At 62.6% G+C, this 13,311-nt stretch carries 15 protein-coding genes; 11 read left to right on the forward strand and 4 right to left on the reverse strand.

Translation table 11 applies throughout. The annotated features are described in order from the left end of the window. The first annotated feature begins 234 nt into the window (after positions 1 to 234). The 5 genes from ASF70_RS10660 to ASF70_RS10680 all read left to right on the forward strand — a co-directional run bounded on the left by ASF70_RS10660 (position 235) and on the right by ASF70_RS10680 (position 5,476). Positions 235 to 1,872 (forward strand): cisplatin damage response ATP-dependent DNA ligase, encoded by a 1,638-nt coding sequence (locus ASF70_RS10660; RefSeq protein WP_062579574.1) that lies wholly within the window; start codon positions 235 to 237, stop codon positions 1,870 to 1,872. A gap of 87 nt (positions 1,873 to 1,959) precedes the next feature. Further along, positions 1,960 to 2,868 carry a prolyl oligopeptidase family serine peptidase gene (locus ASF70_RS10665; protein ID WP_062579576.1) on the forward strand — a complete coding sequence of 303 codons (909 nt, stop codon included), beginning with the start codon at positions 1,960 to 1,962 and terminating at the stop codon, positions 2,866 to 2,868. Positions 2,869 to 2,950: 82 nt separating this feature from the next. Further along, positions 2,951 to 3,775, forward strand: a complete 825-nt coding sequence (locus ASF70_RS10670) for a L,D-transpeptidase (protein ID WP_062579578.1) — start codon at positions 2,951 to 2,953, stop codon at positions 3,773 to 3,775. A 285-nt stretch (positions 3,776 to 4,060) separates the two neighbouring features. Continuing rightward, the gene (locus tag ASF70_RS10675) at positions 4,061 to 4,786 is read left to right on the forward strand and encodes a L,D-transpeptidase (protein WP_062579579.1); all 726 of its coding nucleotides are present in this window, start codon (positions 4,061 to 4,063) and stop codon (positions 4,784 to 4,786) included. 267 nt (positions 4,787 to 5,053) lie between these two features. After that, on the forward strand, positions 5,054 to 5,476 hold the full coding sequence (locus tag ASF70_RS10680; protein WP_062453520.1) for an organic hydroperoxide resistance protein: 423 nt from the start codon (positions 5,054 to 5,056) through the stop codon (positions 5,474 to 5,476). Positions 5,477 to 5,586: 110 nt separating this feature from the next. On the opposite strand, the gene ASF70_RS10685 is transcribed toward ASF70_RS10680, so the two are convergent. Beyond that, positions 5,587 to 6,033, reverse strand: coding sequence for a MarR family winged helix-turn-helix transcriptional regulator (locus ASF70_RS10685; RefSeq protein WP_062580199.1), 447 nt, complete (start codon positions 6,031 to 6,033; stop codon positions 5,587 to 5,589). Between the two features lie 54 nt (positions 6,034 to 6,087). Here ASF70_RS10685 and ASF70_RS10690 point away from each other — a divergent pair, with 54 nt between their 5' ends. From ASF70_RS10690 to ASF70_RS10700, 3 genes are all read left to right on the forward strand, one after another. Beyond that, positions 6,088 to 6,840, forward strand: coding sequence for a thioredoxin family protein (locus ASF70_RS10690; RefSeq protein ID WP_062579581.1), 753 nt, complete (start codon positions 6,088 to 6,090; stop codon positions 6,838 to 6,840). Between the two features lie 46 nt (positions 6,841 to 6,886). Further along, positions 6,887 to 7,711: a VOC family protein gene (locus ASF70_RS10695; protein WP_062579583.1), complete on the forward strand. Its 825-nt coding sequence runs from the start codon at positions 6,887 to 6,889 to the stop codon at positions 7,709 to 7,711. A 71-nt stretch (positions 7,712 to 7,782) separates the two neighbouring features. Continuing rightward, a complete protein-coding gene (locus tag ASF70_RS10700; protein ID WP_062579585.1) occupies positions 7,783 to 8,583 on the forward strand; it encodes a hypothetical protein in 801 nt (266 codons plus the stop codon). 16 nt (positions 8,584 to 8,599) lie between these two features. Here the strand turns inward: ASF70_RS10700 and ASF70_RS10705 are convergent, their stop codons facing one another. Beyond that, positions 8,600 to 8,995 carry a cytochrome c family protein gene (locus ASF70_RS10705; protein WP_062579587.1) on the reverse strand — a complete coding sequence of 132 codons (396 nt, stop codon included), beginning with the start codon at positions 8,993 to 8,995 and terminating at the stop codon, positions 8,600 to 8,602. Positions 8,996 to 9,003: 8 nt separating this feature from the next. Beyond that, entirely contained in the window at positions 9,004 to 10,590 is a 1,587-nt protein-coding gene (locus tag ASF70_RS10710) for a helicase HerA-like C-terminal domain-containing protein (RefSeq protein ID WP_062579590.1), read from the reverse strand. 132 nt (positions 10,591 to 10,722) lie between these two features. On the opposite strand from ASF70_RS10710, the gene ASF70_RS10715 reads away from it, so the two are divergent. From ASF70_RS10715 to ASF70_RS10725, 3 genes are all read left to right on the forward strand, one after another. Continuing rightward, positions 10,723 to 11,730, forward strand: a complete 1,008-nt coding sequence (locus ASF70_RS10715) for a YihY/virulence factor BrkB family protein (RefSeq protein WP_062453515.1) — start codon at positions 10,723 to 10,725, stop codon at positions 11,728 to 11,730. Positions 11,731 to 11,846: 116 nt separating this feature from the next. Continuing rightward, on the forward strand, positions 11,847 to 12,239 hold the full coding sequence (locus tag ASF70_RS10720) for a hypothetical protein (protein WP_062454796.1): 393 nt from the start codon (positions 11,847 to 11,849) through the stop codon (positions 12,237 to 12,239). 78 nt (positions 12,240 to 12,317) lie between these two features. Further along, positions 12,318 to 12,497 (forward strand): hypothetical protein, encoded by a 180-nt coding sequence (locus ASF70_RS10725; protein ID WP_062579592.1) that lies wholly within the window; start codon positions 12,318 to 12,320, stop codon positions 12,495 to 12,497. 22 nt (positions 12,498 to 12,519) lie between these two features. On the opposite strand, the gene ASF70_RS10730 is transcribed toward ASF70_RS10725, so the two are convergent. Beyond that, complete coding sequence (locus tag ASF70_RS10730; RefSeq protein WP_062579593.1) at positions 12,520 to 13,203, reverse strand: hypothetical protein; 684 nt, start codon at positions 13,201 to 13,203, stop codon at positions 12,520 to 12,522. Between the last annotated feature and the right edge of the window lie 108 nt (positions 13,204 to 13,311).

Below are 13,311 nucleotides of genomic sequence, written 5' to 3' on the forward strand. Positions count from 1 at the left end.
TTTTCTCCCCCCTTGCGGGGGAGATGGCCGGCAGGCCAGAGGGGGATCGATGATGCATTTGCTGCTGAAAAAAGGCCCCTCCCAACCCTCCCCACCCTCCCCACAAGGGGGAGGGCTAGAGCCTGTCGCGCCGCTGTCGCACAACAGGGCCAGTTCCGTGCCGCTGGTTTTCTCCCCCCTTGTGGGGAAGATGGCCGGCAGGCCAGAGGGGGTTTTTCGAAGAGTGCTGCGCCCATGAAACCCTTCGCCACACTCCTCGATCGCCTCGTTCTCACCCCCTCGCGCAACGGCAAGATCACCCTGCTGGTCGATTACTTCCGCACCACGCCCGATCCCGATCGCGGCTATGGGCTGGCAGCGCTGGCGAGCGCGCTGGATCTCAAAAGCGTCAAGCCCGCCATGCTGCGCGAGCTGGTGCTGGAGCGCATGGATGCGGTTCTGTTTCAGTATTCCTACGACTATGTCGGCGATCTCGCCGAAACCATTGCGCTCGTCTGGGATGGCCTCGAAAAGGACGACACGACCGATGCCGAGCAGCCGCGTCTGTCTGACGTCGTCGCCCGCATGAATTCGCTCGGCCGCACCGAGGTGCGCTCAGCCGTCCGCGACCTGCTCGATCACCTCGATCCTTCCGGCCGTTTCGCCTTCCTGAAGCTCGTCACTGGGTCGCTGCGCATCGGCGTTTCGGCGCGGCTTGCAAAGCAGGCGCTGTCGGAAATGTCGGGCAAGGATGTGACCGAGATCGAAACGCTGTGGCACGGGCTTGAGCCGCCCTATGTGTCGCTGTTTGCCTGGCTGGAGGGCCACGCCGACAAGCCGGTTCTGGCGACGCCGGCGATCTTTCATTCGGTCATGCTCGCCAATCCGGTCGAAAGCGGCGATCTCGAAAAGCTCGATCCTGCCGATTATGCCGCCGAATGGAAATGGGATGGAATCCGCGTCCAGATGTCGGCCCATGGCGGTACGAAGAAGCTCTATTCCCGCTCCGGCGATGATATCACCGGTGCCTTTCCCGATATCGTCGAGCAGATCAATTTCGATGGCGTCATCGACGGCGAGCTTCTCGTCGGCGGCACGATGCGATCCAACAATCCCACCCGCACCTTTTCCGACCTGCAGCAGCGCCTCAACCGCAAGACTGTGAACGCCAAGATGCTGGAGGACTACCCCGCCTTCGTGCGCGCCTACGATATCCTGTTCGACGGCGAGGCGGACGTGCGCGCAAAAGGTTTTCTCGAGCGCCGCGAGCGCCTCTCCGAGGTGATCGGCCACGCCCCGCATGACCGGTTCGACCTGTCCGATCTCGTGCCGTTCAGCACCTGGGATGAGCTCGAAGCCCTGCGCCGCGATCCGCCGGATCCGGTCATCGAAGGCGTCATGATCAAGCGCCGCGACAGCGTCTATCAGGCCGGCCGGCTGAAAGGCCCATGGTTCAAGTGGAAACGCGATCCCTATAATGTCGATGCGGTCATGCTCTATGCCCAGCGCGGCCATGGCAAGCGCTCCAGCTACTACTCCGATTTCACCTTCGGCGTGTGGACGGATGGCCCGGATGGCGATCATCTCGTGCCCGTCGGCAAAGCCTATTTCGGCTTTACCGATGCGGAACTGGAAGTGCTGGACAAGTTCGTGCGCGACAACACGGTCGAGCGTTTCGGTCCGGTAAGGGCGGTGCGCGCCGACAAGGATTTCGGCTTCGTGCTGGAAGTCGCGTTCGAGGGCATCAACCGCTCGACGCGGCACAAATCCGGCGTCGCCATGCGCTTTCCCCGCATTGCACGGCTGCGGATGGACAAGCTGCCGCGCGATGCCGACCGGCTGGAAACACTGACCGCGATGATCGATGCCAAAACGGCGGACGCGAAGATGTGACCGCCGGCCCGCTTGCGTTCTGAACCGTCGGGTTTACGCTCAACCCCGATATCTGAGACTACTCATATCCTGATAGACGGTCGTTCCATGTCAATCACCCGCCGCATGCTGATGACCGGTCTGGCACTCGGTGCACTTGGTTCCCTTGCTGCACCCCAGGCCCTGGCCGCGCCCTTTCCCGTCCCCGAAACCCTGCCGCTGGAAAAGGAAGATTATGCCGAAGCCAGGCGCCGCTTCCGCACCCATCTTCTGAAGCACGGTCCGGCACCCGAAGCCTCGCCGCCGCTCGGGACCCCGCCGGGTGCGCAAAAGGTTATGTATCGCGGCGGTCCGGATGGCTCGCTCGAACTGATCGCCTGGCTTTCCCATTACGAAGCCTCGGGCAAGCTGAAACCGACGGTGCTTTTCCTGCACGGCGGCAATGCCACCGGTGATGGCCACTGGGAGCTGATGAAAGCTTACTGGGAAGCGGGCTTCGTGGTCCTGCATCCGTCCTTTCGCGGCGAAAACGGCCAGGCCGGCAATTTCTCCGGTTTCTACGACGAAACGTCCGATGCTCTGGCAGCCGCGACCTATCTGGAAAACCTGCCCGGCATCGATCGCAGCCGGCTGTTTATCGCCGGCCACAGCAATGGCGGCACGCTGTCGCTTCTATCCGGCATGACGCGCCGGTTCAGAGCCGCAGTGCCGATTTCCGCCGGCGTCAATTCCTGGCGCTTCTTTACTCGATACTCGAACGAAGTGCCCTTCGATGCGGTCGATCCGAAAGAGTTCGTGATGCGCTCGTCCGCCTGTTTCGGGCCGAGCCTCAAATGCCCGACACTGCTTCTGCGCGGGTCGGAAGAGCGCCCTTTTGATGCCGACCACCAGCTGCTGATCGATCGTGCCCGGTCTGCCGGTGTGACGATCGACAAAAAGCTGCTGCCCGGCAATCACAGCGGCGTCGTCCCCGGTGCCGTTGTCGAGAGCATCCGCTTCTTCAACCAGTTCACGTGATCCAGCGGCCACCGCTCCAGCCTCGCGAAAGCGCTACCTGACAGATTGCCGCCGACGTCATCAATGCCGAAGCGGGACTGCCATGCAAAACAAAGCCTTATCGCTCAGCCGGACCTCCGGTCTTGCGGCCGTTCTTGTGGCGACGACGGCGCTCAGCGGTTGCCAGGTGCCGTTCGTCACCGATACGACCCGCATGGACCCGGCCGTGTTTGCCCGCGAAACCACGCCGGTCTTCTATCAGCCGGCCTACAACGAGCCGGTCCAGCCGCAGCCTCTTCCCCAGAAGGAGGCTATTCCGCAAAAGCGTCAACTTTATCAGACGCAGTTCCACCAGACCTACGGCATGCCGGTCTCCAACCCCGTGCACCGGGTCATGTATGAGGTGATCCGCGACGACGGCCACACGCTGCCGGCCATTCCCTATTCGCGCATCGACAACCGTTTTCTACGCCAGGATGTGTCCTACCAGACCAATGAAGCACCCGGCACGCTGGTGGTCGATACCCGTGCCAACTTCCTCTATCTCGTGCAGCCCGGCGGCAAGGCGATCCGCTACGGCGTCGGTCTCGGCAAGGCGGGCTTTGCCTGGTCCGGCCGCGGCGTCATCCAGCGCAAGGCGAAATGGCCGCGCTGGACGCCATCAGGGGAAATGGTCTCGCGCCAGCCGGAACTGCGCCAGTTCGCGGCAGCAGCCGGCGGCGCCGATCCCGGCCTGAACAACCCGCTCGGTGCCCGCGCGCTCTATATCTACAAGGACGGCAAGGACACGCTCTATCGCGTTCACGGCACGCCGGACTGGCAGTCCGTCGGCAGGGCAACCTCATCCGGCTGCGTCCGCATGCTCAACCAGGATGTCATCGACCTGTTCGACCGCGTCCCGAACGGCACTCCGATCTTCGTACTCTGACCGTTGACGCGTGGCAAAACTGCCCACGGCAAGCTTGCATGTCGCGCGTCAATCCCTCATGTCTCGTATCTGCCCTCACACACAGTGAAGTGATTACGCTGTTGCGCAGGGGACACAGGCTGTGTCGCATCCCTGTGATGGTGTGTGTCAACCTCGTGAATGGTCGATGAAGCTGGCCGCGTTATGTGATAGTGGAGCAAAACATCAGGCAGGGAACCAATCGGTTCGATTGCCGTTAAAATTTGCTTTTGCAGTGACGCGTTCCTCTAGGGTGACTTTCCGAACATGATTTCCAACTCTTCTTTCTCCCGACGGGGCTTCCTGTCCATGCTGGGTGTCGGCGCTGCCTCGACGCTCGCGAGCTGCGCTTCCACTGCGCCGGGCCCTTCCGGCAACATCATCACCTACCGTGACGGCGTCGCCCTCCGCAACGACGGCCTTCCGCCGGTTGGCGGCGATCCCGAAGCCGCGATGATGTACGGCGCCGTCGAAGATGGTGGCTATCTCATCCCGGCCATCCCCTATGAGCGGATCAATCCGCGCTACTATCGCCAGCGCGTTGTCGATCCGACAGGCGAACGCCCGGGCACGATCGTCGTCGATACCCCGTCGCGCTTCCTCTATCTGGTCGAGCCCGGCGGTTCGGCCATGCGCTACGGCGTCGGCATCGGTCGCGATGGCTTTGCCTGGAGCGGCGAGGGCGTCATCCAGTGGCGTCAGAAGTGGCCGAAATGGACCCCGCCGGACGAAATGGTCGCGCGTCAGCCGCAACTGGTCAAGTATTCAATCGCAAACGGCGGCATGCCTCCGGGCCTCACAAACCCGCTCGGCGCCCGCGCGCTCTACATCTTCCAGAACGGCCAGGACACGCTCTACCGCCTGCACGGTTCGCCGGAATGGAACTCGATCGGCAAAGCCGTCTCCTCGGGCTGCGTCCGCCTGATGAACCAGGACATCATCGACCTCTATGAGCGCGTCCCCAACAAGGCCCGCGTCGTCGTCTGGCAGTAAGCATCTTCTTGATCTACGACGAAAAGGCTGCGGGAGACCGCAGCCTTTTTTGCATCCGGTAACCATCCATCCCTCGGCAATGGCGCCATCGGCTGACTTCTCTCCCCGTTCCCCGTTCACTATCTCCCGCCCCGACCCTGACTTCGGGCCATCGTGCCCTATCTCTTGCCTAGCGACCATGTCGCTGGACTAATGCCGGTTCAAGTTTCGTGCCATCGAATGTGCGCGCGATGAGCCGGCAATACCTATCACCAAGGGAGTTACTCCATGCCCATTCTTTACACGACCAAGGGTTCCGCAACCGGTGGCCGCTCCGGCCACGGTGCTTCCGACAACGGCGTGCTCGACGTCACGCTGACGGTTCCGAAGGAACTCGGCGGCGATGGCGCTACCGGCACCAATCCGGAACAGCTGTTTGCAGTTGGCTATTCCGCCTGCTTCCTCGGCGCGCTGAAAGCCGTCGCTGCCAAGGAAAAGGTGAAGATCCCTGATGAGGCCAAGGTCACCGCAACGGTCGGCATCGGCCCGCGCGAAGATGGTGGCGGCTTCGGCATCGAAGTCTCGCTGTCGGTCAACGCCCCCGGCATCGAACGCGCCCAGCTCGAAGATCTGGTCGCCAAGGCCCATATCGTCTGCCCTTACAGCCACGCGATGCGCACCTCGACCGAAGTTCAGGTGACCGTCGAGTAAAGCTTTAAAACAATGGTCCGGCGGGCAGTTCGGTTCTCGGACTGCCCGCGCGCGACGGCAAAAAGCGGCTTCGGCCGCTTTTTGTTTGCGCAAGTTACAGCCGACCCCGTTCAGCTCACAACCTTCAACGAGTCCCGCAGCTGGTCCGCATTGCCGCCGGGCAGCGCGGCATCAAGCTCTGCATGCGTCGCTTCCCAGATCGGCAGGGCTTTCGCCAGAACCGCGCGGCCATCCTCCGTCAGTGTCAGGAGCCGTCCGCGCTTGTCCTTCGGGTCAACGGCGCTGCCGATCCAGCCACGCGCGTGCAAAACTTTCAGGGCCGCAGTCAGCGTCGTGCGGTCCATGGCAAGCAGATCGCAGACGGATTTCATCGTCGCCGGCTGCGGCCGGTTGAGCGACATCATCAGCGAGAACTGGCCATTGTTCAATCCAACCGGCTTCAGCGCCGTATCGAAGGTCCGCGCTAAGGCCCGCGCTGCCCGTTGCACATGCAGGCAAAGACAGGTGTCGCGGACATGAAGCGTGGTGGAAAACGGAACCGAATCGGGATTTGACAGCATGGAAATATTATGTTGATATCAACCTATTCTGTCAAGAAAGGGGAGGTTCTTATGGATGTCAGCGCATTCCCGACAAATGCCGTCCTGTCGAAAGACGAGTGGCTAAAGGCGCGGCTCGAGCTTCTGGCGCTCGAGAAGGAGGAAACGCGGCTGCGTGACAAGGTCCGCGCCGCCCGCCGCGCCTTGCCCTGGGTGCGGGTGGACAAGGACTACGTCTTCGACACGCCGCAGGGCGGCAAGACCTTGTCCGATCTTTTTGCCGGTCGCAGCCAGCTGCTGATCTATCACTTCATGTTCGGACCCGACTGGAGCGAAGGCTGTGTCGGTTGCTCCTTCATGGCCGACCATTTCGACGGCACGCTTGCCCATCTCAATCATCACGACGTCACGCTGGTCGCCGTCTCGCGCGGCACGTTGGAGCAAATCGAGGCCTACAAGGCCCGCATGAACTGGCAGTTTCCCTGGGTCTCGTCCTACGCCACAGATTTCAACCACGACTATCGCGTTTCCTTCACGCAAGAAGAGATGCAGGGCGAGACGATCAACTACAATTTCCGCGCCATGCCCGCGAGCGAAGGTTTCGAGGAGCTTCCGGGCCTGTCAGCCTTCTACAGGAATGAGGCCGGCGAGATCTTCCATACCTATTCCACCTATGCCCGCGGCCCGGAGGAGGTGATCGGCACGCTGATGCTGCTCGACCGCGCGCCGCTCGGCCGCAACGAGGACAAGACGATGAGTTTCCTCAAGCGCCACGACGAATATGCGGCAAAGCCCGAGCAACAGGCGTCATCCTGCTGCCATTGAGAGCTTGTCGCCGGGTCCGTTCAACACACACAAGAGGGAGATGGGCATGCTGCAGATCGTTTCGAAATCCCGTTCGGACACGCATGGAAAATTCATCTGGTGCGAACTGATCACGTCAGACACGTCAGCGGCGGGCAGGTTCTACGCCTCGGTGGTCGGCTGGAATGTCCGCGAACTCGCCATGCCTGATATGCCGTCCTATTACCTGTTCGAAATGGGCGAGGGCGAGAATTGCCCCGGCATCGGCGGCATGATGCACTTTCCGCCGGAGCTTGAAGGCAAGATGCCGCCGAACTGGACCGGCTATGTTGCCGTCGACGATGTCGATGAAACCGCAAGTGACTTCGTTTCCCTTGGCGGACGCATCCAGCGCGACCCGGAGGATATCCCGGGCGTCGGCCGGTTTGCTGTTGTGGCCGATCCGCATGGGGCGGTTCTCTGCATCATGACGCCGATCCCGCCGGCAAACCCGCCCCGCCAGCTCGGCCCCGCCGATCCCGGCAATCTCGGCTGGTGCGAGCTGATGGCGGGCAACGGCGAGGAGGCTTTCGAATTCTATGGAAGCGTGTTCGGTTGGGCGAAGGACCATGACATGGACATGGGCGAGAGGGGCGTCTACCGCATCTTTGCCTATGACGGCCATCCCGGCCGGGCGATCGGCGGCATGATGACGAAACCGGACACGGTGCCTGCGCCGTGCTGGTCCTATTACTTCAACGTCGCGGCGATTGACGCGGCCATCGAGCGGATCACGGCCGGCGGCGGTAGTGTCGTGTTCGGGCCGATGCAAGTGCCCGGCGGAAGCTGGATCGTCCAGGCCACCGATCCGCAGGGCGCCTTCTTCTGCCTCGTCGCTCCGAAGCGCTCTTGATCCCCGAAACCTTGAACCTGTCCTCGTCAGGCCTAATTGCACCTTCACGCATAAGGCCGGAGGACCCACTCATGCATCCGTTGCCCCGTCCGCTGAGCCTTGTTTTCTTTAGCATCAGCACATTCCTGGCCCTGTCCGGCATCGTCATGATCCTGACGGGTTTCCGGGGCGGCTGGCCGGTGCTGGCCCTGTTCGGGGCAGGCGCCTTCGTCTTTGCGCATATGCTCTGGCCGCAAACCTTCCATCGAAGGCGGGTGGATGCCGCAACGCTGATTTCGCGCTTTCCCGGTCCGGTCACCCTCTATTCCAGCCGCGTCCGCTATTTTTCGCTGGCCGTCGGCTGCGCAGCCTTTGCCGTCCTGCTTCTGTTTCTGCTTTTGGATGCCGACCCGGCCGATCCGCCGATGCCGGCACTGCGACAGGTCATTCTCTGGATGGGCGTCGGTTTCCTGTCGCTCTGCGCCTCCGTCATGATGGCGGGCGTCCTCGTCGGCCAGCGGCTGGAACTGGATGGCGAGGGCTTCACCATGGTCACGCTCGGGCGTCGCAAAGTCTGGCGCTGGCGGGATGTCGAAGGCTTCAAGGACGGCGGGATGACGCCGATTTCCGTGCGCTTTCTGCCGAAGCTGGAGATGAAGATGGTCGTGTTCGACGACCTGTCGCTCCCGGAAACCGCCCTGATCCGCATGAGCCGCGATGCGACCGGCCGCAATTCCGGCCTCCACGATGCCTTCGGGCTCGATTTCGCCCAGCTCGCCTGGCTCCTGGAAACCTGGCGCGAAAAGGCACTCGCGGGCTCGCAAGCAGCCCCTGCCGCACCCGTCCGCGACGACGAATTCGTGCCCGTCTCGGCTGCTTACCCGAACGGCTGACGACCGTTCCCGGCCGTCACTCTTCTTGCGCGGTCGTCTTGAGGTAAGCGATCACGTCGTCGATCTCGGCCTGAGTCCACAGTCCGAAGAAGCGCATGCTGGTTCCCGGCACTTTCTTCTTGGGGCTCGAGAGAAAGGCGGACAGTGCCGCGTCGTCCCAGACGAGACCGGCTGCGCCTGCATCCTTCATCGCCTGCGAATACTTGTAGTCGGGAACTTGCGCTGCCGGTCGCCCGACGACGCCTTTGAGATGCGGGCCGAACCGGTTGGTCTCCCGGTCGGCCACATGACAGGCGACGCATTTCTGGTACACCCGCTTGCCGTTGCCGGCATCTGCCGCCTGCGCGGTCGAGGAAAAGGCGAGCGCAACAAGGGCGAGGGCGCAGAGCCCTGTCCTTGCCGCTTTGTGCATCCGCCCGGTCACCGCTTCAGACTGCCCAGAATGCCGCGCACGATCGCCCGGCCCACCTGGGTGGCGACGGTGCGCGTCACGCTTTTCATGGCCGCTTCGATGATCGTCTCGCGCTGGTAGCCCGAGCGGCCAACGGTTCTGCGGCCCTTCGGCTCGTCGTCGTCCTTGTTGCCGAAGCCGGGCAGGGTCCAGCCGGTGGTTTCGCCGGAGCCGGCGGGCGGCGCGGGATCGAGTTCATCCTGCGCCTTTCGGGCAGCGGCTGCATCGGCGGCCTGCTTTGCCCGGGCGCCCAGCATTTCGAAGGCGCTTTCGCGGTCGAGATCCTCGTCATAGATCCCGAGAACCGGGCTGCGATCCATCACCGATTGTCGCTCCGCATCGGTCAGCGGACCGATCCGACCGGATGGCGGGCGGATCAGCGTCCGTTCCACCATTGACGGCGCACCCTTGCCACCGAGCGTCGAGACCAGAGCCTCGCCGGTGCCGAGCTGGGTGATCGCGGTCGCGCAATCGAAGGCCGGGTTCGGCCGGAACGTGTCGGCCGCGGTCTTCACTGCCTTCTGCTCGCGCGGTGTATAGGCGCGCAGCGCATGCTGCACCCGGTTGCCGAGCTGGGCGAGAACGCTTTCCGGTACGTCGAGCGGGTTCTGGGTGACGAAATAGACGCCGACGCCCTTGGAGCGGATCAGCCGCACCACCTGCTCGACGCGGTCGAGAAGAACCTTCGGCGCTTCGTCGAACAGAAGATGCGCCTCGTCGAAGAAGAACACCAGCTTCGGCTTGTCCGGATCGCCCACTTCAGGCAGTTCCTCGAACAGTTCCGACAGCAGCCATAGAAGGAAGGTCGCGTAGAGCCGCGGGTTCATCATCAGCTTGTCGGCGGCAAGGATCGAGATCTGGCCGTAACCGGAATTCGGGTTCACCCGCATGATGTCGGTGATCTTCAGCGCCGGCTCGCCGAAGAAATGCTCCGCACCCTGCTGTTCCAGCACCAGCAGCGCCCGCTGGATGGAGCCGACAGAAGCCTTGGAAATGAGGCCGAATTCCTTGGATAGTTCCGACGCGTTCTCGGCCATGTAATTCAGGAGCGAGGTGAGGTCCTTGAGATCGAGCAGCGGCAGCCCGGCCTTGTCGGCCAGCTTGAAGGCGATGTTGAGCACACCTTCCTGCGGCTCGGAGGCATCCATCAGACGGGCCAGCAAAAGCGGCCCCATCTCGGCGATCGTGGTGCGAACCCTATGCCCTTTGGTGCCGTAGAGATCCCAGAAGATCACCGGGAACTGTTCGAACTCGTAATCGGCAAAGCCGATCTGCTCGGCGCGTTTGGCGAGGAAATCCTTGGGCTCGCCCTTGGCCGCGACGCCGGAAAGATCGCCCTTGATGTCGGATGCAAAAACGGGAACGCCGGCCCGCGAAAAGCCCTCGGCCAGAACCTGTAGCGTCACGGTCTTGCCGGTGCCGGTCGCGCCCGTTACCAACCCGTGGCGGTTGCCGAACTTCATGTCGAGGAATTCGGCCTTGTTCAACGTGTCGTCAGGGTTGCGACTGCCGCCGATAAAGAGTTTCGCCTGATCGTCCGCATCAATATTCGCCATGCAACTATGCGCTCCCTAAACGCGTTCAATCCATGGCTTTTATAGGATGCGCTGAAGAGCCGGGCAACGGCTGAAAATCGGCCAAGTGAAAACTGACGCGAGAGGCGGCAGAAGAGGGGTGAATACGTGACGATGACGGACACAGCCGGACCGGCGGGAACTCGGACACTCGATGCGCAAGGCGTGCGCGATGCGCAGAGGGGTCGCCATGCGGATGGCCCGATGGGCATTCCGGCCCGCGGCCTCAAAGACGTGTTCTGGCGCGTCTATGCCGGCGTAACCGAAGATCGCATCACGCTGATCGCCGCCGGCGTCACCTATTACCTGCTGCTGGCGCTGTTTCCCGCCGCAAGCGCGCTCGTGTCGATCTACGGTTTCGTCGCCGATCCCGTGACGATTGCCGATCGGATCGCGTTTCTGAGCACGATCATGCCCGCCGAAGGGCTGAACATCTTTCTCGATCAGGTCCGGGCGCTTTCAAGCGAACGCGGCGCTACACTGTCGATCGGCCTGATTGCCGGTCTGGCCTTGGCCCTCTGGAGCGCCAACAACGGCATGAAGGCCCTGTTCGAGGCCATGAATGTCGCTTACGGCGAGCAGGAAAAGCGCGGCATCGTCAAGCTCAACCTGATGTCGCTGCTCTTCACGCTCGGCGCCATGCTGATTGCCATCGTCATCCTGTTTGCCATGGGCGTGGTCCCGGCATTGCTCAAATATTTCTGGCTCGACCAGTGGTCGGAAATGATCATCCGCATCGCCCGCTGGCCGTTGATGATGGTCTTCGTCACGCTCGGCATCATGGCGCTCTACCGGTTCGGCCCCAGCCGCGAGCCGGCCAAGATCCAGTGGCTGACCTGGGGTGCTGCCTTTTCTACCATTTTCTGGCTTCTCGCCTCGCTCGGCGTGTCCTACTATCTGGCCAACGTCGCCGATTACAATGCCACCTATGGCACGCTCGGCGCACTGATCGGCTTCATGGTCTGGACATGGGTATCCGTCATCATCGTGGTCGTCGGCGCCGAGATCAATGCCGAGCTCGAGCACCAGACCTCGGTCGATTCCACCACCGGCCATCCGAAGCCGATGGGGGCACGCGGCGCTGAAATGGCCGATACGGTGGGTGCTGCGGCCGAGGATTGATAAGCCGCCGGTTGCGCCAACCCGGGCTGCGTGGCACCAGTTGGAACACGCCTGTTGGCATCCGGCACGAGTCTATGTATGACCTTGACGTGAACGTCAAAACTGAGGAGATATTGATGAACGAGATGGTTACCCGCGTTGCCGACCGCGTCGGTCTTGCACCTGATGCGGCCGAAAAGGCGATCGGCATGATGCTGGGCTTCCTGCAGCGCGAGGCGGATGACGCTGCCGTGGCGCGGATGATCGAAGCCATTCCCGGCGCACCGGAACTGGTCGGCAAATTCAACGGCGAAGGTGCCGGTGGCGGCGGTCTGCTCGGCGGCCTGATGTCGAGCTTCGGCGGCGGCGGCATCATGACGCTCGGCCAGCAGCTGATGTCGCAGGGCCTCGGCATGGGCGAGATCACAGCACTCGCCAAGGAAACCATGGCTGTCGCACGCGAACACGCCGGCGACGAAACCGTCGATACGGTCATCGCATCGGTGCCTGGCCTCAGCCAGTTCGTCTGATTTCGAAACGCAATCCGAAAGCCGCTGGCACAACTGCCGGCGGCTTTTCTAAATGATCAGCTATGCTATAGGTCGGCGATGAGCGACAACATCATCAAGTTCCAGCGTCCGAAACCGGTCAAGCCACCGCGCAAGTCGCCGTTCAAAAACATGGCGCCCGGTGTGAAGCGCATGCTGTTCTGGGTCGCCATTATCGCGGGCCTGGTCCTGGCATTCCTCTATTTCCAGTTCGCCGGCAGCGCCCCTCCGGGCGTCTGAGCAAAACAACGCCGGCCGAACGTCAGCCCTTGGCGGCCAGCCAGATCACGTGCTTTGCGCCGCGCTTGCCATTGGCGCGCGTGTTCACCACGTCAGCCTGAAATCCCACTTCCTTCAGCCGCCGGGTGAAGCCCGCGTCGGGCCCTGACGACCAGACGGCGAGAACGCCGCCGGGCCGCAGCGCCGAACGTGCAGCGTAGAGACCACTCATCGTGTAGAGCCGGTCGTTGGAGGCCCGCGTCAACCCGTCCGGCCCGTTGTCGACATCGAGCAGGATCGCATCGAAGGCAGTGGTGGAGGAGCGGATCAACTCGCTGACATCGCCCTCGAAAATCGTCACGCGCGGATCGTCGAGGCAGCCCTTGAAGACAGGCGCCATCGGCCCTCGCGCCCAGTCGACCACGGCCGGTACCAGCTCGGCCACGGTCACCTGCGCATCCTCGGGCAGAACGGCAAGTGCTGCCCTCAGCGTGAACCCCATGCCGAGCCCGCCGATCAGCATCGAAGGCTTGGCCCTCTTGCCGATCTTCTCCTGCGCGAGTGTCGCCAGCGCTTCTTCCGAGCCGCTGAGACGGCTGTTCATCAGCTCGTTGGTGCCGAGCATGATCGAGAATTCCTGGCCGCGCTGCTTCAGACGCAGCTCGCCTTCCTCGCCGGGCAGGGCGCCGGGAATGGTTGCGCGGTCGAGCTGGATCCAGGGCAGCATGGGGGGATACCTCTTGGTCGGAGCGGCTTTGCTACAGAAGCGCAAAGGACGGGTCAATCCTGCGTGCCGGGGAGTTGACTTTCCACCGTATTCGCTCCATTTCACGCG

Source organism: Rhizobium sp. Leaf321, from assembly GCF_001423215.1.
GTDB lineage: Bacteria > Pseudomonadota > Alphaproteobacteria > Rhizobiales > Rhizobiaceae > Neorhizobium > Neorhizobium soli.